The following is a 21,492-nucleotide window of genomic DNA, read 5'->3' as shown; positions in this document are numbered from 1 at the left end:
TGGTTGGCGCACCTGCCGAAACGGCGGTCCCTGTGCCGCCCTGGCCTCACCGCGACGCCTTTCCCTCACCTTCGGCGTGCACGACCTGCTCGATGACGGAACTCGCCGCCACTCCCCCACCAGGCCCGCCGTCACAGGTGCACGGCGCCGCCAACTGATCGGCTTCCTCGTCGACGGTCTCGATCCGCTTCTCCACCCGTACCTCGCCCCGCCGCATCGGCTCCGGCACCACCAGCCAGGCAACAGCGGCGATGGCCAGCAGAGCACCGGTCACGGTGAGTCCCACGCCGAAGTTCAACCGTTCGGCAATGAAGCCAACAGCGATCGGGCCGAGCACCGCGCCCAGGTCGGCCGACATCTGGAAGCCCGCAAGCACCGGCCCGCCGCGCACCTTGGGGCCGATGATGTCGGCGACCGCGGCCTGCTGGGCCGGGGTGAACATGCCCGAGCCCACTCCGGCGATGAACGAGAACACCAGCAGCCAGATCATGTTCGGCGCGACCCCGAGTCCTGCGGTGCCGACCGCGCAGACGGTCGTGCCGATGATGAGAAAAGGCTTGCGTCCGAAACGGTCCGAGAGCTGGCCGGAGAAGAACAGCACCACGGCATTGCCCGCGGCGAACACCGTCAGCGCGACACCTGCCATTCCAGCAGGCTGCGACAGCACCTCCACGACCAGCAGCGGCACCAGCGCCATCCGCACACCGAACACGGCGGCGCCATTGGCGAAATTCGACCAGAGCACGGCCCGGTACTCCGAGCGCGCGAGCGCCTCGCGGAAACTCATGGTCGGCGGTGCGGTGTCGGCCGCTTCTGGTGCGGCCAGATGCGAGTCGCGCAGGCTGAAATGGACAACGGCGCAGGCGATGAGCAAGGCGATCGCATAGATCAGGAACGGCGCCCGCAGCCCGAACTCTGCCAGCAGACCACCGATCAACGGCCCGGCGAGCGAGCCGATGAGGAAGCTGGTCGACCACAGTCCGGAGATGCGTCCGCGCCGGTCAGACGGCGACATGCGGATCAGCAGCGCCAGCGACGACACCGTGAACATGGTCGACCCGATTCCGCCCGCCGATCGCAGCACCAACAGCTGCCAGTAGGTCTGCGCGAAGGCGCTGGCACCGGTGGACACCGCGACGATGAGCAGCCCGCTGGTGTAGACCCACCGTTCGCCGAGTTTCTGCACCAGTCGCCCGCTCATCGGCGCGAACAGCAACCGCATCAGGGCGAACGCGCTGACGATCGCCGAGGCCGCCGCGAATCCGACACCGAAACTACGCGCGAACTGCGGCAAGACGGGTGAGACGAGACCGAATCCGATGGCAATGACGAATGCGGCCCCGACCAGTACCCAGATCTCGCGGGGTAGGGCTGAAGATCTAACGCTCACCTGAGAGAGCCTGCCCGACCATCTCCTCCGCGGCCGCTTGCACCTGCTCGAGGTGCTCGGGACCGTGGAACGATTCCGCGTAGATCTTGTATTTGTCCTCGGTGCCCGACGGCCTGGCCGCGAACCAGGCGTTCTCGGTGGTCACCTTGAGCCCGCCCAACGGGGCGCCGTTGCCGCGGGCACGAGTGAGTACCGCGGTGACCGGCTCGCCTGCGACCTCGTCGGCGGTCACCTGTTCCGGTGTCAGCTTCGACAGCAGCTTCTTCTGCTCGGCGGTGGCAGGGGCGTCGACGCGGGCGTAGGCGGGACTGCCGTAGCGGCGCTCGAGTTCCACGTACCGCGCCGACGGACTCTGCCCGGTGACAGCGGTGATCTCGGCGGCGAGCAGCGCGAGCACGATGCCGTCCTTGTCGGTGGTCCAGACGCTGCCGTCCATCCGCAGCAGCGACGCACCCGCGCTCTCCTCACCGCCGAAAGCGAGGCTGCCGCTGAACAATCCGGGCACGAACCATTTGAACCCGACGGGTACCTCGTACACATCGCGCCCGAGCACGCTCACCACACGGTCGATCATCGATGAGGTGACGACGGTCTTGCCGATCTTGGTGAGCGCGTCCCAGCCCATCCGGTTGGCCACCAGGTACTCGATGGCGACGGCCAGGAAGTGGTTGGGATTCATCAGCCCACCGTCCGGGGTGACGATGCCGTGCCGGTCGGCATCGGCATCGTTACCGGTGGAGATGTCGTAGTCGTCCTTGATGGAGACCAGCGAGTTCATCGCGAACCGGGAGGACGGATCCATCCGGATCTTGCCGTCGGAGTCCAGCGGCATGAATCGCCAGGTCGGGTCGACCAGCGGGTTGACCACTTCGAGTTCCAGGTCGTAGCGCTGACCGATCTCCTCCCAGTAGTCGACGCTGGCCCCACCCATCGGATCGGCGCCGAGCCGGATGCCCGCGCCGCGGATGGCGTCGAGGTTGAGCACGCTCGGCAGGTCGGCGATGTAGTGGTCGAGGTAGTCGTAACGCTGCACGGTGGGCAGCGCCTGCGCGAGCGTGCCGTGCTCGACCTCCGCGAGCCCGCCGCGCAGCAGTTCGTTGGCCCGGTCGGCAATCGCGTCGGTGGCGACGGTGTCGGCAGGCCCGCCGTGCGGCGGGTTGTACTTGATGCCGCCGTCGCGGGGCGGATTGTGCGAGGGCGTGACGACGATGCCGTCGGCCTGGTGCTTGGTATTGCCGCGGTTGTGCCGCAGCACGGCGTGGCTGAGCGCGGGTGTCGGGGTGTAGCGGTCGCGGGAGTCGATCATCGCGGTGACACCGTTGGCGGCCAGTACTTCGAGCACCGTGGTCCACGCGGGCTCCGACAACGCGTGGGTGTCGCGCGCCAGATAGACCGGTCCGGTGATGCCGCGGGTGGCGCGGTACTCGACGATGGCCTGGGTGATGGCGAGGATGTGGGCCTCGTTGAAGCTGGTGTCGAGGCTGGACCCGCGATGCCCCGAGGTGCCGAACGACACCAGCTGCGCCGGTTCGGCCGGGTCCGGGATGCGGGTGTAGTAGGCGGTCACCAGGCCGGGGACGTCCACGAGGTCGCTCGGCCGCGCTGGCCGTCCGGCTCGATCGTGCGCCATGCTCGGATCTCCCTTCCGGGTCGGCTGTGCCCGGCTCGTCATCAGGATCATGTGAACAGCCATTCGGTCACGGACGCGGCGGCGTACACCACGGCCAGGCAGGTCGCGACACTCAGCACGATGTTGCCGAGGACGTAGCCGTACGCGCCGTCGGACACCAACCTGATCGTCTCGTAGCCGAACGTGCTGAATGTGGTCAGCGCACCGCAGAATCCGGTTCCCGCACCTGACAGCAGCCAGCCGTTCGCCCCCGCCCCGATCAGAGCACCGAGCAGCGCCGAACCGACAATGTTAACGGTCAAAGTCCCCCAGGGCAGCATGGATTCCCCACGGGCGGAAACGGCCCGATCAATGAGGTACCGGGCCGGGGCCCCGAGCATCCCGCCGACGATCACCCAGACCACCGTCATCGGCGTACCCGCGGCCGCCGGAGCCCGGTATCCGGCACCACCTGCCACGCGCTGCGAGCCGACTCGGTCATCGCTGACCCCCTTCCGTGCCGTTCACCCAGTTATCCGCACACTTCCAGTTACCCATCGTGCGAGCATCATCCCGGCCACCACCGCCGCCAGACAGGACACCACAGTCGCCCCGAGATAGCCGAGCGCGGTACCGACGGCACCTGATTCGAGCAGTGTACGAATCTCGGCACTGTAGGTGGAAAAGGTGGTGAATCCGCCGAGCAAGCCGACGCCGAAGAAGGGTCGCAGCAGTCTGTTGGCTACCCACACCTCGGTGATGAGAACCATCAGGATGCCCATCGCGGCGCATCCGATCACGTTGACGGCGAACGTCGCCGTCGGGAACGAATCCGGCCGCGGCGGCAACCAGACCGAGAAACCGTAGCGCAGCAGCGCACCGAGGCCGCCACCCAGTGCGATAACGAGCAGCACCAGCGGATCGGCGGTTCGGGCTTCGGCCCGCGATGACACGTCCCCAACCTCCTGTCCCGGCCCATTGCCGGTCGCATGATCCCCGCCGAGGGCACCGCAGCGCTATCGGCGGCGATGGCGTCGGCCGGCGGCGCGCAGGTCGGGCGCGGCCGATCGTTGACACACCGGCCGCCGCGCAGTACGAATCGACTGAGGTCTTCGCCGAAGACCCAACGCAGTCGACAGCCTCGTCCTGGAGCCGGTGATGACGGCACCGTGGTGTACTCGAATACGGCGCCGCCAGCAGCGGTCCGAGCGCCACGCCGCGCCCGAGCAAACGTTGAGCATACGGCATTCGCGGGCGCGTCGGGCGGGTCTCGCGATACGCCGTCTCGTCCTGGGAATCTCCATCGCCGCTGTCCTGGCACTCGGCAATACGGTGCCGGCGGTTGTTCCCGTCGAGCCGACCACCGACAGCGATGCCTTCTATACGGCACCGGCCGATATCGGCGAGTATCGACCTGGCGACATCATCCGTAGCAGGTCGGTGCCCGCGACCGGGTTCGAAGGCACGACTGCCTGGCAGCTGACCTTCCGCAGCACGAACTCCCGCGACGAGCCGATCGCCGCCGTCACCACCCTGTTCCTGCCCGCGGGTACCATGCCGGACCGTCCGCTGGTGTCCTACCAGCCGTTCGTCAACTCACTCGGAACCGAATGCGCACCATCTCATTCGCTGTTCGACGGCACCATGCGCGAAGCCGGGGCCCTGAATCTGCTGCTGGCGCAAGGCTGGGCGGTCACGGTGCCGGACCATCTGGGCCCGGACAGCGCCTACGGGGCGGCGCAGCTGGGCGGACGGATCACTCTCGACGGCATTCGCGCGGTCCGGCAGTTCGCACCGGCCGACCTCGGCGACAGTCCGGTCGCGCTGGTCGGCTACTCCGGCGGCGGGATGGCCACCGGTTTCGCGGCGACGCTGGCTCCCGACTACGCACCCGAGTTGCCGATCGTCGGCGCGGCGGCGGGTGGGGTCCCGATGAACCTCGGCAGACTCGCCCGCGATCTCGGTGATCGCTCGAACCAGCTGTTCGGTCTTGGGTTCGCGGCGGCGGTCGGGCTGGAACGCGAGTATCCCGCGCGGATTTCACTGGATCGGGTGCTGAATCCGGCCGGGGTGGCGTTGCGCGAACGGATCGAGGACGCCTGCATGGACGAAATCGTCGACGTCGCCGCAGGACTCCGCACCGCCGACGTCTTCACCACCCCACCCGCCGACGACCCTGCCGCCGTGCCGATCCTGCGCGACAACAGCCTGGAGACTTTCGCCGACGTTCCAGCCGCTCCCCTCTATCTGTGGCACGGAACGGCCGACATGATCTCGGCGGAGCCGGTGCAGCGGGTGGCCGATCGCTACTGCGCGGCGGGTGTGCCGGTGCAGCTGGATCTGATCGCGGGCGCCGATCATTCGGCAGCGATCCTTCCCGGTGCTCTGCGCGCACTCGACTATCTCGCTGGCCGTTTCGCGGGAATGCCGCCGCCGCAGAATTGTTGAGCGCAGCCGCGCAGCGTCGAGCGCACAGCAACGCCGCCCGTGAACCAGAAGGTTCACGGGCGGCGCTGGCCAGGACCGACGATCAGTGCGCGAGCACCAGCTCGCCCTCGGCCGGCGCCGGTGCGGTATTGGGCAGCAGCACGCCCGTCACCACGGCACCGATCACGAAGATCGCGGTGGCCCACCAGAAGCTGGTGGTATAGCTCTCGATCGCCGACTGCGCGACGGTCAGCTGGTCCGGTGTGCGACCGACGAGGTAGTCGCTGGCCGCCGAGGCCGCGATGGTGCTCAGCAACGCGGTACCGATCGAGCCACCGACCTGCTGGCTGGTATTGATCGTTGCCGACGCGACACCGGCGTCCTCGTGGTGCACGCCCGCCGTCGCCCCCTGGAACGCGGTCGCCATGGCGCCACCGAGTCCGAGGCCCATCAGGATCAAGCCGGGCAGGATGTGGGTGGTGTAGCCGGTATCCAGCCCGATCTGGGTCAGCAAGGCCATACCGGCCGCCGCGATAAGGAAGCCGGAGCTGACGATGATCTTCGGCCCGAACCTCGGCAGCAGCAGCGATGGGGTGGTCGTCGAGGAAACGATCATCGCGGCCACCATCGGCAGGAACGCCACACCGGTGGTGATCGGCGAGTACTCGAGGGTGAGCTGCATGTAGTAGGTCAGGAACAGGAAGATCGCGAACATCCCGATGCCCATCACGAACACGGTGATGAACGATCCGCCCCTGGTGCGGTCGAGCACCACGCGCAGCGGCAGCAGCGGGTTGGCGACCCGGGTCTCGAGCCAGACGAACACCGCGAGCAGCGCGGCACCGCCGATCAAGAAGGCGAGAGTGACCGGGTTGGTCCAGCCGTCGGTCTCGGCGTGCGAGAAGCCGTAGACGATGCCGAACAGCGCCGCGGTGACCACGACGGTGCCGGGGATATCGAGCTTGGGCCGTTCGGTGACGGCGTGCTTGGCCAGCAGCAGCACCGCGCCGACCAGCGCGACGGCGGCGAAGGCCAGGTTCACGAACATCACCCAGCGCCAGGACGCCCATTCGGTGAGCATCCCGCCCAGCAGCAGGCCGATGGCGCCACCGGTGCCGGCGACGGCACCGAAGATGCCGAAAGCCTTGGCCCGTTCGGACGGTTCGGTGAAGGTCACCGTCAGCAGCGACAGCGCGGCCGGCGCCAGCAGCGCGCCGAACACACCCTGTCCGACGCGGGCTCCGACCAGCATTTCGAAGTTGGTGGCGGCGCCGCCGATTGCGGAGGCCACCGAGAAGCCGATCAGGCCGACGATGAAGGTGTTGCGCCTGCCGAAGAGGTCGCTGAGCCGGCCGCCCAGTAGCAGCAAGCTACCGAATGCCAGCGCGTAGCCGGTGATCACCCATTGGCGGTCGGCGTCACCGAATCCCAGATCCCGTTGCGCTTCGGGAAGCGCGATGTTCACCACGGTCGCATCGAGCACGACCATGAGCTGGGCGACGCCGAGGACGGCGAGCACCCACCAGCGCAACGCGTGCGAGCCACGCCTGCCTGACGTCGGTGTTTCCTGCGGGGATGCCCCGCGATCGAGTGTGGTGGTCACGTCGCCCCTCGTTGAAGATTTAAGCGGAGGCGATTCCTCCGGTTGGCTGAAACGCTACCACAGTAACGGAGGGACTGCCTCCACTTAATCCCGCCGCTTGCTAGCATGTGGGTGTGAATCGCGCCACGACCATGCCCCCGACCCGGCGTTTGCGGGCCGATGCCGCCCGCAACCAGCAGCGCATCGTCGAGGCCGCACGCCAGCTGTTTGCCGACCACGGACTCGAGATCACCCTCGATGACGTCGCCGAGCGCGCCGGTGTGGGCGTCGGCACGGTCTATCGACGCTTCGCGAACAAGAAGGAACTCATCTCCGAGGTCTTCCAGCAGCACCTCGACGAGTTCGCCGAGACCGCGGAGGAATGCGTCGGGCGCCCCGACCCCTGGCAGGGATTGGTCCAATTCTTCGAGTACGCCTGCAGGCATATGGCGACCAACCGCGGGTTCAGCGAGGTCATGCTGGAGTTCGAGGACGACCTCGAACAGTTCGCGCGGGTGCGTGATCGAATCAAGCCGACCGTTGCCAGGATCATCGATCGGGCCCGGGAGGCCGGCGCATTGCAGCCCGATGTGGTGGCCTCGGACTTCTTCGCGATGATCCACATGGTCGACGGGCTGGCCGAGTTCGCACGCCCGGTCAATGATCAGGTCTGGCGACGCTATATGGCACTGGTCCTCAACGGCGTACGCACCGAACTCGTTCCGCGTCAACCATTGACGGTGGCGCCGCTGAACGACGACGAGGTCGAATGCGCCAAGACCGCCATCTGCACCGGTCGCCGTCGCTGATCGCCCACCTGGGGAAATCGCACAACGGGTAGCGCAGGTCACATTCCATCCCCTACAGTTGGACATGTGACCAATTCGTGGGTGAACTGGGCCGGCGATCAGCAGTGCGCGCCGGCCGCCGTTGAGGCTCCGCGCAACCGGGCCGAGCTGGCAGATCTTCTCGGCCGTGCCGCGGACGCCGGGCAGCAGGTCCGAGTGGCGGGCTCCGGGCATTCCTTCACCGATATCTGCCTGACCGACGGCCTGCTGCTCGACCTGTCCCGCATGAATCGCGTGCTCGACGTCGACCGCACCACCGGGTTGGCCCGAGTGGAGGCCGGCCTCACGCTCAACGCCGCCAGCCCGGCACTGCACAACCACGGACTGGCCTTCCCCAACCTGGGTGATATCGACGTCCAGACCATCGCGGGCGCCACGGCCACCGCAACCCACGGCACCGGCGCGACCCTGCAGAACCTCTCGGCGGCAATCCATTCGGTCGAGTTGATGCGTCCCGACGGCACAGTCGTCGAGCTGGACGAACAGTCCGATCCGGAGGGCTGGCGGGCCGCGCGGGTGAATCTGGGCGCCCTCGGTGTCATCACCGCGATGACGCTGAAGATGGTGCCTTCCTTCGTCCTGGAGGGCATTGAACGTCCGGTGCCGGTCGAGGAGGTGCTGAACGATCTCGACACCTATGTGGACGGCAACGACCACTTCGAGTTCTACATGTTCGCGCACAGCCCGTTGGCCATGACAAAACGCAACAATCGGGTCGATCTCGTCGAACAGCCGCGCCCGCAGGCGGTCGACTGGTTCGCCGACGTCCTGATGTCCAACTACACCTTCGACGCGCTGTGCAAGCTTGGCCGCTGGCAGCCACGACTGGTGCCGTGGATCCATCGCGGCGCGGCCTACGCGGGCAGCTATCGCCGTCAGGTGGACCGGTCCTACCGGGTGTTCGCCTCCCCCCGGCTGTTCCGTTTCACCGAGATGGAATACGCGATCCCGCGCGAGCATTCGGTCGAAGCCATCCGCGCGATCAAACAGCTGTCGACCCGTTTCGACACGCCGATGCCGATCGAGGTGCGCTGGGTCGCCCCCGACGACGCGTTCCTCTCACCGGCAGGCGGCCGCGCTACCTGCTACATCGCTGTGCACATGTATCAGGGCATCGACCACGAGCCCTACTTCCGCGCCTGCGAGGCAGTTTTCGACCGGTTCGACGGCCGTCCGCATTGGGGCAAACGCCACTTCCACACCGCGGAAACCCTGCGTGGCCGCTACCCGGACTGGGATCGGTTCGCCGAGGTTCGTCGACGCTTCGACCCGAAGGGCGTCTTCGCCAACCCCTATCTCGACCGCGTACTCGGTCCGATCGGCTGACGTCTCGGCGGCAGCAGCCGCGTCGTCGCCCATCCGGACGGCTTCGCCGACGTCGCGCCGACCGCGGTGGACGAGGACGGCGGCCGCCTGCGCACCGGATTCGGCTCGGCGTCCCGAACGACCTCGACCGCTCCCGCGAACACGCAGGCGGTACCGCAGTACAGACTCCACCCGAACGGCAGCAGATGAACACGCTCGCCTCGTTCCTCGAGCCGTTCACCGATCTCCTCGATGAGATCGAGGGTGTCCGCGAGGTGCGCGAGCATATCGGGTCCGTCCATGGCCGATCGGTCGCCACCGGTCGGCAGCGCAGGCGAACCACTGACGACCACGTATTCCGCCCCGGTCTGCGCCATCTGGAGCCGAATCGACCGGACGACATCCGCTGACGACCCACGCTCACCAGGCTCGACGTATATGTGCAGCAATAGACAGTCGTGGAATGTGCGCGCCACTGCGCCACCGCCCGGTTCCATCGCGACGGCACAGGGCCCGGGGGCGACCGGTGTGTATTCGAAACAGTGCCAACGACTACTGATAATTCTCATCCATACCCCTACCGCGCGACCCCTCGTCGCTCTTCGGACGCCGGACAGACGAAAATCTAGTGACGCCCCGCACGGATCGGTTGTTTCCGGACGCACGAACTTTGCCGGTGGGCGCACAACCAGCCCGCGCGACTCGACCACGGGATCCGAGCAGACGACCTATCCTCGGCTCCACGGGTCCCGGCCGCGACCAGGGTCCGCACGGCATGAGATCGGGAGTCTGTGATGGCAGGTGAGGCGGTAGTCGAGGAGGCGTCGACAGCAGACGTCGAGAACCCCCGCGAACGAGTCGACTACTGGGCCGACCTGGTCGACTCGTTCCAGGGTGTCCGGCTGAGCTACGAATTCTCCTCATCCAGCGACTTCTACGGCCGTATCCGGCGCCATCGCACCGACAACTACCAGATCGTCGGGCGTGAATCCGATCCGATCGTCTACACCCGCGGCGCCAAGCATGTTCGCGCCGACCCCGATGACGACTATCGGCTGGTCGTCCCACTCACCGGACGATTCAACGTGCGCTACGACGACGGCGCCGGCTCCCTCGCGCCCGGAATGAGCAGCCTGGTGACCATCAATCGGCCGATGGCGTTCAGCGCGAGCAGCGGTAGCCACGGGCTGATCATGACCATTCCGCGGCGCGAGATCCAGCATCGGCTCAACCGCGCCGATCCGCCCGCAGGCCCAATGGACCTGACCACTGGATTGGGGCGGGTGGCCAAAGACATGATGACCGGACTGTACGCCGAGGCTTCCGTGCTCACCGCGGCCCAATTCGATGCCGTGGCCGAACGGGTGGTCGACCTGCTCTGCATGCAGATCCTGGGCGATGCGCCATACACCGCATCCCACCTCGGCGAGGTGGAATCGACCATCAGGCACTACATTCGCCGCCATGTGGAGAACCCGGACCTGACCAGCGCGATCATTGCCCGTGGCCTGGGTTGGTCGGTGCGGCAGGTGCAGCTGGCCCTCCAGCATGCCGGTACGACACCTCGCGAACTCATCAGAGAAGAGCGCCTCCAGATCGCTCATTCCCGGCTCCGGAGCCCCGCCTATCGCGGCATGAGCGTCACCGATATCGCACTCGGCCTCGGCTTCGGCTCCGTGAGCAGCTTCAGCACCGCCTTCCGGCAACGCTTCGGCACCACCCCGAGCAGCGTTCGCGGCGGCTGACCGCGACGGGACCACCGGCCCGGGCGTCCGCATGACGTCCGGCGCATGCGGCCCCGTCAGCGAACTCCGCGCTCAGTTCGCCCCGCACAGCGCATAGCAGAACACGAACGGCTCGGAGCCATCGTTGAACCAGGCGTGTGGGGTGCCGTTCTGGATCACGCTGTCACCCGGGCGCAATTGCACGTCGGTCCCGTCGCCGAGACGCATCCGGCCGGCACCGCCGACAACCACGACGAAATCGACGGTGTGGGTGGTGTGCATGCCGGGGCCGGAATCATCGAAAGCACCGATCAGCCCGGGCACCGCCGCCTCGGTCGCGGACACCACAGGGGCGAGTTCGGCGGGGTCCTCGAGCGGCTCGTAGCTCAGGCCCGGCGGAATAACGATGAATCCGAATCGCACACCGCCCGGGCCGGGAAAGAACTGTGCCGATGTCGCTGCGGGCACTGCCTCGACCGGTAGCTGCGGCGGGGCGTCCAGCTCCCACATGCGGTAGATCTGCGATCCCGGCAGCAATGCGGGCTCGATCGGCACGACATCGCTGTCGGCCAGCACGGCGGCCTGGCCATCGGTGCGGTGTCCCAAGACAATCCTGCGCATCAGTACTCCCGGCGATCTCGTTGGCTGCTCCGTACACCCGCACCGGCCTGCTCCTCGGCCTCGGCGGATCGAGACGAAATGTATCCATGGCCGGACCACTCGGATTGCCGACCGGCGCACAAGTTTTGCCGGCGCGCGCATGACCGGGTCTGCGCAGGTTGTCTGGGGTGAGTCACCCCGAAATCATGCGATGCGTTCTATCCTCGGCTCCTGGGCTGCGACGGTCCGGACCGGAAGATGAGAGCGGGGAGGCTTGTGATGGTGAGCGAGGCAGCGGTCGAGGAGGCGACCACAACACAAGTCGACGATCCGCGTGACCGCATCGATTACTGGTCTCAGCTGGTCGACTCGTTTCAGGGCAAGCTGACCTATCGATTCCCGTCGGAACGTGACTTCTACGGCCATATGATCCGGCGCCGAACCAGCGACTATCAGATCGTCGGATGGCATTCCGATCCGATCGTCTACCTGCGCGACAGCAAGCACATCCGGGTCGACCCCGACGAGGACTACCGGCTGGTCGTCCCACTCACCGGGGTATTCGACATCCGCCAGGACGGCGACGGCATCGCGCTCGAACCCGGTGTCGGCAGTCTGGTGACCATCGATCACCCGTTGCAGATGGGCGTACACGGCGGTAGCCACGGCTTGATCATGACCATTCCACGCCGCGAGATCCGCCACCGGCTCAACCGAGTCGAACCACCCGCGCGCCCACTGGACCTGACCGTCGGACTCGGCCGAGTGGCCGCCGACCTGGCGTCCGGACTGTACGCCGAAGCCACGACGCTCTCACCCGGACAGTTCGATGCCGTCGCCGAGCGGCTGGTGGACCTGGTCTGCATGCTGATCCTCGGGGAAGCACCGAGCGGGCCCGGCCATCTCGGGCACGTGGAAGAGTCCGTGCGCCGCTACGTCCGCCGCCATGCCGGAGACCCCGACCTGTCCACACCGGCGATCGCCCGCGCGCTCGGCTGGTCCGTGCGCCAGGTCCAGCTGGCGCTGCACCAGGCGGGCACGACGCCGCGTGAGGTCATCCGGGAGGAGCGGCTCCAGCTCGCCCGCACCCGGCTGACCAGCCCCGCCTTCCGGCAGCAGAGCATCACCGATATCGCCTTCGGTCTCGGATTCGGCTCGACGAGTAGCTTCAGTACCGCGTTCCGGCAGCGTTTCGGTGCGACACCGCGCAGCGTTCGCACCGGATGACGAGATCAAGGACCTGGTCAGCGACGGAAAGCCACCACATAGCGCCAGCACCAACACTTTCCACTTTCAGCGCCGAGCCGAATCAGTAGAACGCGACCCGGCCGCTAGTAGCCGAGAATGCGCGAGACGAGCTCTGGTAATGCGGTACCGATCGGTTCGCGAATGACTTCGGTCGCGAGGCCGTCATAGGGCGTCGGCTCGGCATTGACGATGACGAGATCCGCCCCGTTGTCCACCGCGAGCGCACACAGCGAAGCCGCCGGTTCGACCTGCAGCGAGGTCCCGACCGCGAGGAAGATATCGCTCGACTCGGCGGTGATCGTCGCCTTCAGCATGGTGCGCGGATCCATCGCCTGCCCGAACATCACCGTGCCCGCTTTGAGGATGCCTCCGCAGTGCGGGCACGGCGGGTCGGACTCGCCCGCGGCGACACGGTCGAGGGTCGCGGCCATGGTGGAGCGATAGTCACAGCCGACGCAGACAACGTCGAACATATTGCCGTGGATCTCGATCACCCCGCTGGGCGGGGAGCCCGCACGCTGATGCAGGCGGTCCACATTCTGGGTGATGATCGTGACGGTGCGAGCCCGGTCGAGCTCGACCAGCGCGGTGTGCGCGGCATTGGGACGAGCGTGCCATGCGGGATTGTCACGACGGGCCAGCCAGGACCGCTCGCGCAGCTCGGCGTCGGCGAGGTAGTTGTCGTAGGTCGACAGCAGTTCGGCGATCGGATCCTTCGTCCAGACGCCGCGCGGGCCGCGAAAATCAGGGATCCCGGAATCAGTGGAGATGCCTGCGCCGGTGAGCACCCCGATCCGCCCGGGACGGGCGTGCCAGTCCGTCCTCACCGCGCCCGCTGTCTGGTCGCCGAACTCGTCATATCGTCAGGCTATCGGGCGCGATTCGTCGCACGACACAGGGTGGAGACACCGCTGCCGGCTCGCCTCGTCGAATCCAGGCTCCCGCGACCAGCCGTCCCCGCCGATGAACCGCCCGGATCAGCCCAACCGAGGACGTTCACCCGCATCGGCGAAACTCAGCTCCAGTGTCACCGGGATCGTCTCGACTTCGAGTGCCTGCCGGAGCCTGGGCACAGCCTCGTCGAGGATGCGCCCGCGCAGCAGCCCCACATCGGTATGCGGCTCCGCGGTGACGGTCAGATGCAGCTGCGGGGCCCACCGCGTTCCGGTCAACCAGGCCGAGGCCGAGCGCACATCGTCGAAGGCTGCGATGTCGGCGGCCACCGGTGCTGCGGCCGTCGACGACGCCATGACTGTCTTCCCGGTCGATTCGTCGGCTTCGAGCCGCCACGACCGCGCCTTCGGCATCCGGAAGATCTGCGCGAACAGCCAGCGCAGGCACAGCAGCCCGAGGATCACCGCGCCGGCGATCACCGCCACGAACACCCCGGTGGGTGGGGCGGCGGAGCCCGGGACCAACGTCGAATCGCGGTCCACCCAGCCCAGCTGCCCGAAGTGGGCAGCAAGGGCGTAAGCACCGGCCGCGACCGAGATGATCCCGGTCAGGCCGATCAACGTCCGATTCACTCCGGCGGGCCGATTGAGCTTGCTCATCGGAGCCCCCCGGCCTTGGGTCCGTGCAGCTTCGCCTTCACCCGCTTCACCGGATGGCCGACCTGCTGCACGCGGCCGGTGACGGTATCGCAGATCGTGTCGGCGAGCCCGGCATTGTCGTGCCGGTCGGTGCGCGCGATCACCATGACGACATCGTGGCGCACCTTCACTCGCGCCGAGGTCACCCCGTCGACCCCGGAGGCGCTGGTGCGCAACAGGGTTCGCAGACCAGACTGACTCACCCCCGCCTCCATGCCGTCGTCGCTGCCGGTCAACGGCAGCACCTTCGCACGCCCCGGCAGCAATGCGATCACCAGCAACACCACCCCGATGGCCAGGGCTACGATCCCACCGACCAGCACCGGCAGCTCGTTCCAGGTGATGCCGTGCACCTCACCGGCGACACTGTCGTAGGACAGGTATTCGTGCGTACCGATCAGCCGCTGCACCAACGATACGATCACCGCGACGCACGCCGCCAGTACCACCACCGCAATGATGGCAGCGGGCCATGCGCGCCGCGGCCTGCGGATCACTGAACCCTCCCGGGGACAATGGTTTCGGTGGTCAACTCCGAGACCACGATGTCGACCCGCGAGACTCCGATTCCCGTCAGTTCGGCGGTGCGCTCACGCAGATGGGCGCGGCATTCCTCGGTCACCCTGCCCACTGGCTCCGGAAAGCGAACCGGCAGCCGCACGGCAAGCGCGGCCCGATCACCGGAGACGGTGGCCTCGACTTTGACACCGCGATCGACACCCGGCACCTCAAGGGCGGCGTGCGCAGCGATCCGGCGGACCACCCGTTCACTGATAGTGGTCCGACCGGGCAGCTCGACCGGAACCGCGGCGCCCGTCATCGCCTGCCCTTATTCTGCGCGGACCGGACCAGCCCGGCGAGGTCGAGTTCGCCGTCGAGCCAGCGGCCGACCACCAGGCCGAGCGCGGCGAACACCAGCACGATCAGGAACGCGCCGAATCCGCCGAAGGCAGCGGCGAATCCGACAGCGATACCGATCGCCAGGCATATCGTTGTGGCGTTCACAGTCGACTCCTCTTCGCTGAGCCCGGTCGCCGGCTACTGCACCCGCGCGACCGGCGCGTCGGCGTCATCGTCGTCACCCGGAATGAACACATCGTTGACATTGATATTGACCTCGACGACCTGCAGCGCGGTCATCTGCTCGATCGCGGTGATCACATTGCGGCGCACCGCGCGCGCCACTTCGGCGATGGCGGCGCCGTATTCGACGACGATCTCCAGATCGACGGCCGCCTGCGTCTCGCCCACCTCCACCGAAACTCCCTGTCCGATACTGGCGGAGGCGCCTGGGATGCGGTCGCGGAGGGTGCCGAACGCTCGGGCGGTGCTACCGCCGAGATTGTGTACACCGCGTACCTCGCGGGCGGCCAGACCGGCCACCTTCTGTACCACGATGTCGGAGATGGTGGTGGTGCCGAGCTCGCTGAACAGCGCGTGCTCCTTCTTTACCGTGGCTTTCTCGGCGCCGCTCGCGCCGGAATCGGTGTTGTTCGGGGTGGTCTTCTCGGTAGCGGCGGTCATGGTGTTCCTCCTGATTCCTTTGGGATGCAGCGGATTCGGTCCCGCACTCTGATCGACACCCGATCCGCGTGCTCGTCACGGGCGGGCCCTCTGGCTCAGCCCACAGTTCCTTCCTCGGCGAAAGCGGCCGCGTCGAGCTCGGTGACCACTAGCCGCAGCGTGGCCTGCTCCCATGGAGTACCCGTCAGGACGGGCCGAATCGCCTCGCTCGCGAGATCGAGTAGCGGAGGTAGTGGCAGTGCGGCCGCGACGACCCTGACCTGCACGGCGTCATCGGTGACATCGACCGCGTAGGTGCGGGCGTCCCACGGCCACCAGCTCGCGTTCTCACGCACGATCGGTGTCGCGGGCCGCAGTCCGGAGATTCCTTCGACCGCACCGATGATCTTGTCGATGGTTTCCTCGTCCGCCATCAGCGCGGCTCCGGTTCGATATCGAGAATCGACACGACGACCTCGTCCACGTCCTGTCCGGTCTGCGCGCGCACCACCGCCGCCACTTCTCGCTGCACGGCACGGCCGACCTCGCCCGCGTGACGGTCGCCCGAGATCACGACATCGACCTGAACCAGCAGGCGCCCCATCTCCGTGCGTCGCACACGCACGCCCTCCGAGGGCGCAGGGTCCGTGGCGAGCCAGCGCTGCCTGCCTGCCCGCACCAAGGTGGTGACCAGGCCACGCACGCCCGGTTCCAGCCGCACCACACCGGGCGTGGAGCGGGCGGCGTACGCGGCGACGGCTGCCACGACCGGGGTTTCGATGAGCACTGATACCGGACCGGTCATGGCTGGTCTCCCCCGGATTCCTCCGCGCTCGGGTCCCTTTCGAGGGAACCATCGTCGGCGGCCACGTTCCCGTCTGCGGTGGCCCATCCGGCCGACGGATCCTCATAGATATCGACGATGGTCAGATCGAGCCGGTGCAGGATCAACCCGATGCGGGCGGGGAGTGCCGCGGTGACACGTTCGCGCACGATCGACATCAACTCGGCCACCGCCGTCGGGCCGAAGCGCACCGCAATCGATAGATCCACATCCACCACATGCTCGCCATCCGCGCCGACTCCCGCCGGACGCACCCGGCAGCGACGCGCGCGCACGCCCGGCACCGAATCGGCGGCGTACCGCAGCACCGTGCTCACCGCCTGCTCGCTCACCTCCACCGCGCCGGGCTCCGGCGTCGGCACGTCCAGCGTGCGACCACGGCGGACCTCGGCCCGCACCGCCGACATGATCCGACCAACCAAGTCCGGCGGCGGCACCGGTTCCTCGATCATCTGCCTGGTCGCCGCGCGAAGCGCCAGCAAGCTGTCGCGTGCGGCCGCGCAATGCGGGCAGCTCAGCTCATGTTCATCGGCGTGGCCGGCCTCGACGGCGTCGAGCCGGTCCCACACCTGTTCCAGTTCACGGCCGCACGGCAGGACATAGTCCTGCTCGGTCGTCTCGTTCACCGCCATGGCTTCATCACCTCGGACAGTTGGGCTCGCGCGCGGGCAATGCGACCGCGGACCGCGGTGGTTTTCGCGCCGACAACGTCTCCGATCTCTTCATACGACAGGCCGTGCACTTCGCGCAGCAGCCAGCAGGCCCGCTGTTCGGGCGTCAGATCCTGTAGCGCCGCAGTGAGCGCTTCGAGCTGGGTATTCACTTGGGTGGCGTGCTCGGGCTGGATATCCGAACGCGGTGATTCGGTCAGGTCCAGATCCACCTCGACATGCGGGCGACGGCCGCGGATCACGTTCAGGCACCGGTTGGTCGTCATCCGGTACAGCCAGCCGACGAATGCCGCGTCGTCGTTGAGCTGCCGCAACCGCCGCCAGGCCGCGAGGAAGACCTCCTGCACCACGTCCTCCGCCTCGGCACGGTCAGCGAGCATCTTGGACGCGAGCCGGAACATCTGCCCCTGATACCGCAGCACCAGCTGTTCATAGGCCCGGACGTCACCGTCCTTCGACCGACTGACCAGGGTCGCATCGTCCGGCACGGTCGTCGTCTCGGTCGCGGTCACACCCACCTCCTCGCCGCTCCTGTGTTGGACACCGCGCATGGGGATTCGTCACGGTCGATTATCCCGTGATCGTCGTCTCAGTGGTGGAAATAGAAGTCCCTGGCGATCCTGCGATGGGGTCAACCGGACCGATCAGCGATAAGCGCCGCCGCGAACCGCCGGGTGTCGGTCGGTCCAGCCAGGTCGAGGCGCGGTGAGTCGGCGATGCGGCGTGCGAGTCAACCCGCCCGATCGACAGTCAGCGCCGCGGCGAGCAGCCGGGTGTCGGTGGGGTCGGCGGGATCGAGGCCGGTGAGTTCGGCGATCCGGCGCATCCGATAGCTGAAGGTGTTCGGGTGGACGTGGACCTCGGCGGCGGCGGATTTACGGTCGGTGCCGTGCCGCAGGTAGGCGTCAAGCGCCGCCAGCAGGTGCGGGCGAGCCGACAGTGGTTCGATGCGACCGGCGAGCCGGTCACGGGCCCGGCCGGGACGGGTGAGCTGGTACTCCAGGAGCAGGTCGTCGAGACGGTAGACCCCGGCCGGTCGGCCGAGTGCGCGGGCCAGCTCGGCGAGCTCGGCGACCTCGGCGGCGGCGTCAGGCAGGTCCGCCCGGGTGACGGTGCCCGCGTCGGCGAGGAAGACCGGTCCGCCCATGCGTCCGGCGGTGGCGAGTGACAGGCGACCGGCAAGGTCGGGCGCGCCGGAACTGGGCAGCAGGACAATTCCCGCGGACCCGTCGAACGTGTGCAAGGCCCCGGCACCGACGAGATCATCGAGGATCGACTGCAATACGCGCATCCTGCGCCGGGCAATCATGGTTGCCACCTGCGCGGACTGCTCCTCGGGCCGGAGCAGGATCGCGAGCACCCGATAGTCCTCCGCCAGCGCGATATCCGCGCGCGCGGCGAGCTCGGCAACCGGAAGACCATGCAACAGTGCCGAACACAGTGCGCGCCGAGCCTCGCGATCCGGCTGGTACACCGATTGCTCGAGTTCCGAATATGCCTCGTACACCACGATATTGATGCGGCGCAGCAGGTCGAGCAGGTGCGCGCCGAAGGCGACCAGATCGTCCAGCTCATCCGCGGTGGCCGAACGAGCCGACTCCCTGAGCAGTTGCTGCGCCGAACCGTGCATGGCATCCACCAGCAGGCGCAGCGGGATCCGTTCGGCCGCATGACGGTGCACCACCGGCGCGACATGGAACGCTACTTCCGCATCGGTGAACTCACGTTCTTCGCGCAATGCCCGGAGGAAGGCGTGTCCGCACGCCAGGATCGCCGGTACGACTTCGTGAAAGTGGTCGTCGGGAAGGTCCGCGGCGGGTGGTGTCGAACCGAGTCCGGCCGCGAGCATGCGACCGGCGATATCGGGCAGCCCACGACCGAGTCGATCGAGAATCGCGGCGTCCCCGGCCAGCGGAGGAAGATCGACAACCATGCCGCGGATTGTTACTGACGACTAGGGCTTCAGCAATTCCGCCGGTCACGAAGACGAACGATGCCCAACAATCTGTCTTCGGAGACAAGTCCGACGCGAACACTTGGTACCGCCGACGTAGTGACGGGCTGCCCGGCACCGACCTAGATTTGTGCCGACAGCTCGACTTCGCCTCGGAAGGATCACCGCGATGAGTACCGAGGCGGCGTTTCGAGCTGGGGGCGAGTGGCACCACCGGACCCGCGGGTATGCGGGCCGAGCGGATCCGTATCCGGACTCCGGGCCGCCGGTACGCGTCGAGCACGACCCGTTCTGTGTGCCGCCCCCGAACTTCGCCGCGACCGCCCCGGGCACGGTCATCCGCTCCCGCACAGTGGAATTGGCGTGGTTCGGCCGGATCCCGCAGCGCATGCGGGCATGGCAGCTGCTCTACCGCACCAGCGATCGGCACGGCGACGCCGAAGTCGCACTGACGACCGTGCTACTTCCCCACGGCGCCGAACCCAGCATCGGCCGGCCGCTCGTCTCGTTTCAATGCGCCATCGACGCCGTCGCTTCCACCTGCTTTCCGTCGTATGCGTTACGTCGCGGAGCACGGGTGTTCGGCGCGATTCCGCAGCTCGAATTCCCGCTCATCGCCCATGCGCTGGCCCGGGGCTGGGCTGTCTCCGTCCCCGACCACGAGGGGATGCGCGGTCACTTCGGAGCAGGCCGCGAACCCGGATATCGCACGCTCGACGGGGTCCGCGCGGCATTGGATTTCGCGCCACTCGGCCTGTCCGCCGCGACACCCGTCGGCCTGTGGGGCTATTCCGGTGGCGGGCTGGCGACGGCGTGGGCGGCGGAAGTGGCTGCCGACTATGCGCCCGATATCGACATCGTCGGGGCCGTCGCCGGGTCACCGGTCGGCGATCCCGCGGCCGCGTTCGTCCGGTTGAACGGGACGATGTACGCGGGGTTCGCCGCGGTGTACACCGCCGGATTGCGCCGCGCCTACCCGGAATTGGGGGCGCTGCTCGCCGATCGGCTCCATCCCGGATTCCTGCGCCTGCTCACCGAGGCCGAATCGCGGGCGACTTTCCCGTTGCTGGCCAAGTTCGCACGCAAGAACGTCGACCGGCACAGCGACCGCGGTATTGCCGAGTTGGTCGAACAACCACAACTCCAGGCGGTTTTCGACCACATCCGGCCCGGCGGCACCGCGCCCAAGGCGCCGATGCTGATTCTGCAGGCGATCCCCGATGAAGTCATTGCCGTCGCCGATGTGGACGCCCTCGTCGCCCGCTATCGTGCGGCCGGCGCACAGGTGTACTACCTGCGTGATCGCCTCGCCCTGCATCTGCCGCTGGAGTTCCTCGGCACACCAACCATGGCCGACTGGCTCGACGATCGCTTCACCGGGCATGCGCTCGGGGTTCCCACCACCACCGACGTCTGGTCGGTTGCTCGCGGCCGCAGATCTGCGCGCGGATTGCGCCGGTTCGCCGCTCAGGTGCTGCGGATGATGGCCGCTCGCCCGATCCCTCACCAGGGCTGATCACCGGGCGGCTCATCGGGCCCACCTGCCCGAAGTGACGGTTGTCTCATTGTTTGCCGCGTGCCATCCGAGCCGTTGCCGGGTCGTTATCGGTAGACCACCCACGGGGTGCGATCAACGCCGAGAAAGGCTCGATCATGGTTTTCCACCGAGAGAACGGCCTGAACAAACCGCAGATAGCGGTACATAACGGACATCCGGCAGGCGATAACGGTTTGATTGCTGGAGCGGCCGGGTACTCCCCGGTCATGACAGCAATGCGTCACCGAACCACCCGGATCGTCGGCATGGAATGGGGCACCGCACTGCTGGCCATCGCCACCTGCCTCATTTTCACCGCCGGAATCGCCACCCTCACCCACACCCTGAGCACCGCCCTCACCTCCGCCATCGCCCTTGTCATCGGGCTCGTCATCACCTTGCGGATCCTGCGGCCGGCGCGCTGACGCCGGCTCGAGCCATCCGAGTCCGGGCGCTGCGTGCGTCGGCCATCGGCGCGGAGACCCGCCGACGGCCCGCAGTGGCAGTACACCCGACACTGCGAAACCTGAACTCGTCCAAGGGAACCGTGAAGGTTATCCCGACGGCGGCCGCTCACCGCCAGTGGCGATAGGTACCCGCGAGTACGCCTTACGCTGTGACCTATGTCCCATCCGAGCACGCCGTGGTCCCGCCTTGT

General features: G+C 67.4%; 25 protein-coding genes. 7 read left to right on the top strand and 18 right to left on the bottom strand.

Annotated features, from left to right (window positions below):
• Positions 1-46 precede the first annotated feature (46 nt).
• Genes GV792_RS14530 through crcB form a run of 4 tightly spaced genes read right to left on the bottom strand, consistent with a single transcriptional unit; the run spans position 47 to position 3,952 of the window.
• Positions 47-1,390 (bottom strand): MFS transporter, encoded by a 1,344-nt coding sequence (locus GV792_RS14530; RefSeq protein ID WP_163824624.1) that lies wholly within the window; start codon positions 1,388-1,390, stop codon positions 47-49.
• A complete protein-coding gene (pgm, locus tag GV792_RS14525) occupies positions 1,380-3,020 on the bottom strand; it encodes a phosphoglucomutase (alpha-D-glucose-1,6-bisphosphate-dependent) (protein WP_163824623.1) in 1,641 nt (546 codons plus the stop codon). The genes GV792_RS14530 and pgm overlap by 11 nt, the downstream gene beginning before the upstream one ends.
• A gap of 47 nt (positions 3,021-3,067) precedes the next feature.
• On the bottom strand, positions 3,068-3,478 hold the full coding sequence (locus GV792_RS14520) for a fluoride efflux transporter FluC (RefSeq protein WP_309139112.1): 411 nt from the start codon (positions 3,476-3,478) through the stop codon (positions 3,068-3,070).
• A 45-nt stretch (positions 3,479-3,523) separates the two neighbouring features.
• Complete coding sequence (gene crcB, locus GV792_RS14515) at positions 3,524-3,952, bottom strand: fluoride efflux transporter CrcB (protein WP_163824622.1); 429 nt, start codon at positions 3,950-3,952, stop codon at positions 3,524-3,526.
• A 322-nt stretch (positions 3,953-4,274) separates the two neighbouring features.
• On the opposite strand from crcB, the gene GV792_RS14510 reads away from it, so the two are divergent.
• Entirely contained in the window at positions 4,275-5,447 is a 1,173-nt protein-coding gene (locus GV792_RS14510) for a lipase family protein (RefSeq protein WP_440137356.1), read from the top strand.
• Between the two features lie 82 nt (positions 5,448-5,529).
• Here GV792_RS14510 and GV792_RS14505 read toward each other — a convergent pair whose 3' ends face one another.
• A complete protein-coding gene (locus tag GV792_RS14505) occupies positions 5,530-7,029 on the bottom strand; it encodes an MFS transporter (protein WP_163824620.1) in 1,500 nt (499 codons plus the stop codon).
• A 113-nt stretch (positions 7,030-7,142) separates the two neighbouring features.
• Between GV792_RS14505 and GV792_RS14500 the strand changes: the two genes are divergently transcribed.
• Both GV792_RS14500 and GV792_RS14495 read left to right on the top strand, forming a co-directional pair.
• Positions 7,143-7,817 (top strand): TetR/AcrR family transcriptional regulator, encoded by a 675-nt coding sequence (locus tag GV792_RS14500; protein ID WP_309138715.1) that lies wholly within the window; start codon positions 7,143-7,145, stop codon positions 7,815-7,817.
• Between the two features lie 66 nt (positions 7,818-7,883).
• A complete protein-coding gene (locus tag GV792_RS14495) occupies positions 7,884-9,182 on the top strand; it encodes a D-arabinono-1,4-lactone oxidase (protein ID WP_163824619.1) in 1,299 nt (432 codons plus the stop codon).
• On the opposite strand, the gene GV792_RS14490 is transcribed toward GV792_RS14495, so the two are convergent.
• The gene (locus tag GV792_RS14490) at positions 9,149-9,538 is read right to left on the bottom strand and encodes a hypothetical protein (RefSeq protein ID WP_163824618.1); all 390 of its coding nucleotides are present in this window, start codon (positions 9,536-9,538) and stop codon (positions 9,149-9,151) included. The two genes, GV792_RS14495 and GV792_RS14490, sit on opposite strands and share 34 nt — an antisense overlap.
• Before the next feature lie 417 nt (positions 9,539-9,955).
• Here GV792_RS14490 and GV792_RS14485 point away from each other — a divergent pair, with 417 nt between their 5' ends.
• Entirely contained in the window at positions 9,956-10,906 is a 951-nt protein-coding gene (locus tag GV792_RS14485; RefSeq protein WP_163824617.1) for an AraC family transcriptional regulator, read from the top strand.
• A 72-nt stretch (positions 10,907-10,978) separates the two neighbouring features.
• Here the strand turns inward: GV792_RS14485 and GV792_RS14480 are convergent, their stop codons facing one another.
• On the bottom strand, positions 10,979-11,506 hold the full coding sequence (locus GV792_RS14480) for a cupin domain-containing protein (protein WP_163824616.1): 528 nt from the start codon (positions 11,504-11,506) through the stop codon (positions 10,979-10,981).
• Positions 11,507-11,764: 258 nt separating this feature from the next.
• On the opposite strand from GV792_RS14480, the gene GV792_RS14475 reads away from it, so the two are divergent.
• The gene (locus GV792_RS14475; RefSeq protein WP_163824615.1) at positions 11,765-12,712 is read left to right on the top strand and encodes a helix-turn-helix domain-containing protein; all 948 of its coding nucleotides are present in this window, start codon (positions 11,765-11,767) and stop codon (positions 12,710-12,712) included.
• A 104-nt stretch (positions 12,713-12,816) separates the two neighbouring features.
• Here the strand turns inward: GV792_RS14475 and GV792_RS14470 are convergent, their stop codons facing one another.
• The 11 genes from GV792_RS14470 to GV792_RS14420 form a co-directional block, all read right to left on the bottom strand.
• Entirely contained in the window at positions 12,817-13,560 is a 744-nt protein-coding gene (locus GV792_RS14470) for an SIR2 family NAD-dependent protein deacylase (protein ID WP_163824614.1), read from the bottom strand.
• 150 nt (positions 13,561-13,710) lie between these two features.
• On the bottom strand, positions 13,711-14,286 hold the full coding sequence (locus tag GV792_RS14465) for an alkaline shock response membrane anchor protein AmaP (protein ID WP_163824613.1): 576 nt from the start codon (positions 14,284-14,286) through the stop codon (positions 13,711-13,713).
• Entirely contained in the window at positions 14,283-14,822 is a 540-nt protein-coding gene (locus tag GV792_RS14460; RefSeq protein WP_163824612.1) for a DUF6286 domain-containing protein, read from the bottom strand. The genes GV792_RS14465 and GV792_RS14460 overlap by 4 nt, the downstream gene beginning before the upstream one ends.
• Positions 14,819-15,145 carry an Asp23/Gls24 family envelope stress response protein gene (locus GV792_RS14455; RefSeq protein WP_163824611.1) on the bottom strand — a complete coding sequence of 109 codons (327 nt, stop codon included), beginning with the start codon at positions 15,143-15,145 and terminating at the stop codon, positions 14,819-14,821. The genes GV792_RS14460 and GV792_RS14455 overlap by 4 nt, the downstream gene beginning before the upstream one ends.
• The gene (locus tag GV792_RS14450; protein WP_163824610.1) at positions 15,142-15,330 is read right to left on the bottom strand and encodes a hypothetical protein; all 189 of its coding nucleotides are present in this window, start codon (positions 15,328-15,330) and stop codon (positions 15,142-15,144) included. Before GV792_RS14450 ends, GV792_RS14455 begins: the two co-directional genes overlap by 4 nt.
• A gap of 33 nt (positions 15,331-15,363) precedes the next feature.
• Positions 15,364-15,849 carry an Asp23/Gls24 family envelope stress response protein gene (locus tag GV792_RS14445; protein ID WP_163824609.1) on the bottom strand — a complete coding sequence of 162 codons (486 nt, stop codon included), beginning with the start codon at positions 15,847-15,849 and terminating at the stop codon, positions 15,364-15,366.
• A 95-nt stretch (positions 15,850-15,944) separates the two neighbouring features.
• Positions 15,945-16,262: a hypothetical protein gene (locus tag GV792_RS14440; RefSeq protein WP_163824608.1), complete on the bottom strand. Its 318-nt coding sequence runs from the start codon at positions 16,260-16,262 to the stop codon at positions 15,945-15,947.
• Entirely contained in the window at positions 16,262-16,633 is a 372-nt protein-coding gene (locus GV792_RS14435; protein WP_163824607.1) for an Asp23/Gls24 family envelope stress response protein, read from the bottom strand. The genes GV792_RS14440 and GV792_RS14435 overlap by 1 nt, the downstream gene beginning before the upstream one ends.
• On the bottom strand, positions 16,630-17,304 hold the full coding sequence (locus tag GV792_RS14430) for an Asp23/Gls24 family envelope stress response protein (RefSeq protein ID WP_256670553.1): 675 nt from the start codon (positions 17,302-17,304) through the stop codon (positions 16,630-16,632). Before GV792_RS14430 ends, GV792_RS14435 begins: the two co-directional genes overlap by 4 nt.
• Positions 17,295-17,855 (bottom strand): RNA polymerase sigma factor, encoded by a 561-nt coding sequence (locus tag GV792_RS14425; RefSeq protein WP_175583215.1) that lies wholly within the window; start codon positions 17,853-17,855, stop codon positions 17,295-17,297. The genes GV792_RS14430 and GV792_RS14425 overlap by 10 nt, the downstream gene beginning before the upstream one ends.
• 218 nt (positions 17,856-18,073) lie before the next feature.
• Entirely contained in the window at positions 18,074-19,276 is a 1,203-nt protein-coding gene (locus tag GV792_RS14420; RefSeq protein ID WP_163824605.1) for a PucR family transcriptional regulator, read from the bottom strand.
• A 190-nt stretch (positions 19,277-19,466) separates the two neighbouring features.
• On the opposite strand from GV792_RS14420, the gene GV792_RS14415 reads away from it, so the two are divergent.
• Both GV792_RS14415 and GV792_RS14410 read left to right on the top strand, forming a co-directional pair.
• Positions 19,467-20,813 carry a lipase family protein gene (locus GV792_RS14415; RefSeq protein ID WP_163824604.1) on the top strand — a complete coding sequence of 449 codons (1,347 nt, stop codon included), beginning with the start codon at positions 19,467-19,469 and terminating at the stop codon, positions 20,811-20,813.
• A 248-nt stretch (positions 20,814-21,061) separates the two neighbouring features.
• The gene (locus tag GV792_RS14410) at positions 21,062-21,259 is read left to right on the top strand and encodes a hypothetical protein (RefSeq protein ID WP_163824603.1); all 198 of its coding nucleotides are present in this window, start codon (positions 21,062-21,064) and stop codon (positions 21,257-21,259) included.
• Positions 21,260-21,492 lie beyond the last annotated feature (233 nt).

Source organism: Nocardia cyriacigeorgica, from assembly GCF_010868145.1.
GTDB lineage: Bacteria > Actinomycetota > Actinomycetes > Mycobacteriales > Mycobacteriaceae > Nocardia > Nocardia cyriacigeorgica_D.
Note: the sequence above shows the minus strand (reverse complement) of the source record. Positions and strands in the feature narration are given on the sequence as shown.

Excerpts from the sequence above, each read along its gene's own strand:
- pgm (WP_163824623.1), bottom strand. The coding sequence starts at position 3,020 with ATGGCGCACGATCGAGCCGGACGGCCAGCGCGGCCGAGCGACCTCGTG.
- GV792_RS14490 (WP_163824618.1), bottom strand. The coding sequence starts at position 9,538 with ATGGCGCAGACCGGGGCGGAATACGTGGTCGTCAGTGGTTCGCCTGCG.
- GV792_RS14485 (WP_163824617.1), top strand. The coding sequence starts at position 9,956 with ATGGCAGGTGAGGCGGTAGTCGAGGAGGCGTCGACAGCAGACGTCGAG.
- GV792_RS14480 (WP_163824616.1), bottom strand. The coding sequence starts at position 11,506 with ATGCGCAGGATTGTCTTGGGACACCGCACCGATGGCCAGGCCGCCGTG.
- GV792_RS14475 (WP_163824615.1), top strand. The coding sequence starts at position 11,765 with ATGGTGAGCGAGGCAGCGGTCGAGGAGGCGACCACAACACAAGTCGAC.
- GV792_RS14465 (WP_163824613.1), bottom strand. The coding sequence starts at position 14,286 with ATGAGCAAGCTCAATCGGCCCGCCGGAGTGAATCGGACGTTGATCGGC.
- GV792_RS14455 (WP_163824611.1), bottom strand. The coding sequence starts at position 15,145 with ATGACGGGCGCCGCGGTTCCGGTCGAGCTGCCCGGTCGGACCACTATC.
- GV792_RS14445 (WP_163824609.1), bottom strand. The coding sequence starts at position 15,849 with ATGACCGCCGCTACCGAGAAGACCACCCCGAACAACACCGATTCCGGC.
- GV792_RS14440 (WP_163824608.1), bottom strand. The coding sequence starts at position 16,262 with ATGGCGGACGAGGAAACCATCGACAAGATCATCGGTGCGGTCGAAGGA.
- GV792_RS14435 (WP_163824607.1), bottom strand. The coding sequence starts at position 16,633 with ATGACCGGTCCGGTATCAGTGCTCATCGAAACCCCGGTCGTGGCAGCC.
- GV792_RS14430 (WP_256670553.1), bottom strand. The coding sequence starts at position 17,304 with ATGGCGGTGAACGAGACGACCGAGCAGGACTATGTCCTGCCGTGCGGC.
- GV792_RS14420 (WP_163824605.1), bottom strand. The coding sequence starts at position 19,276 with ATGGTTGTCGATCTTCCTCCGCTGGCCGGGGACGCCGCGATTCTCGAT.
- GV792_RS14415 (WP_163824604.1), top strand. The coding sequence starts at position 19,467 with ATGAGTACCGAGGCGGCGTTTCGAGCTGGGGGCGAGTGGCACCACCGG.
- GV792_RS14410 (WP_163824603.1), top strand. The coding sequence starts at position 21,062 with ATGACAGCAATGCGTCACCGAACCACCCGGATCGTCGGCATGGAATGG.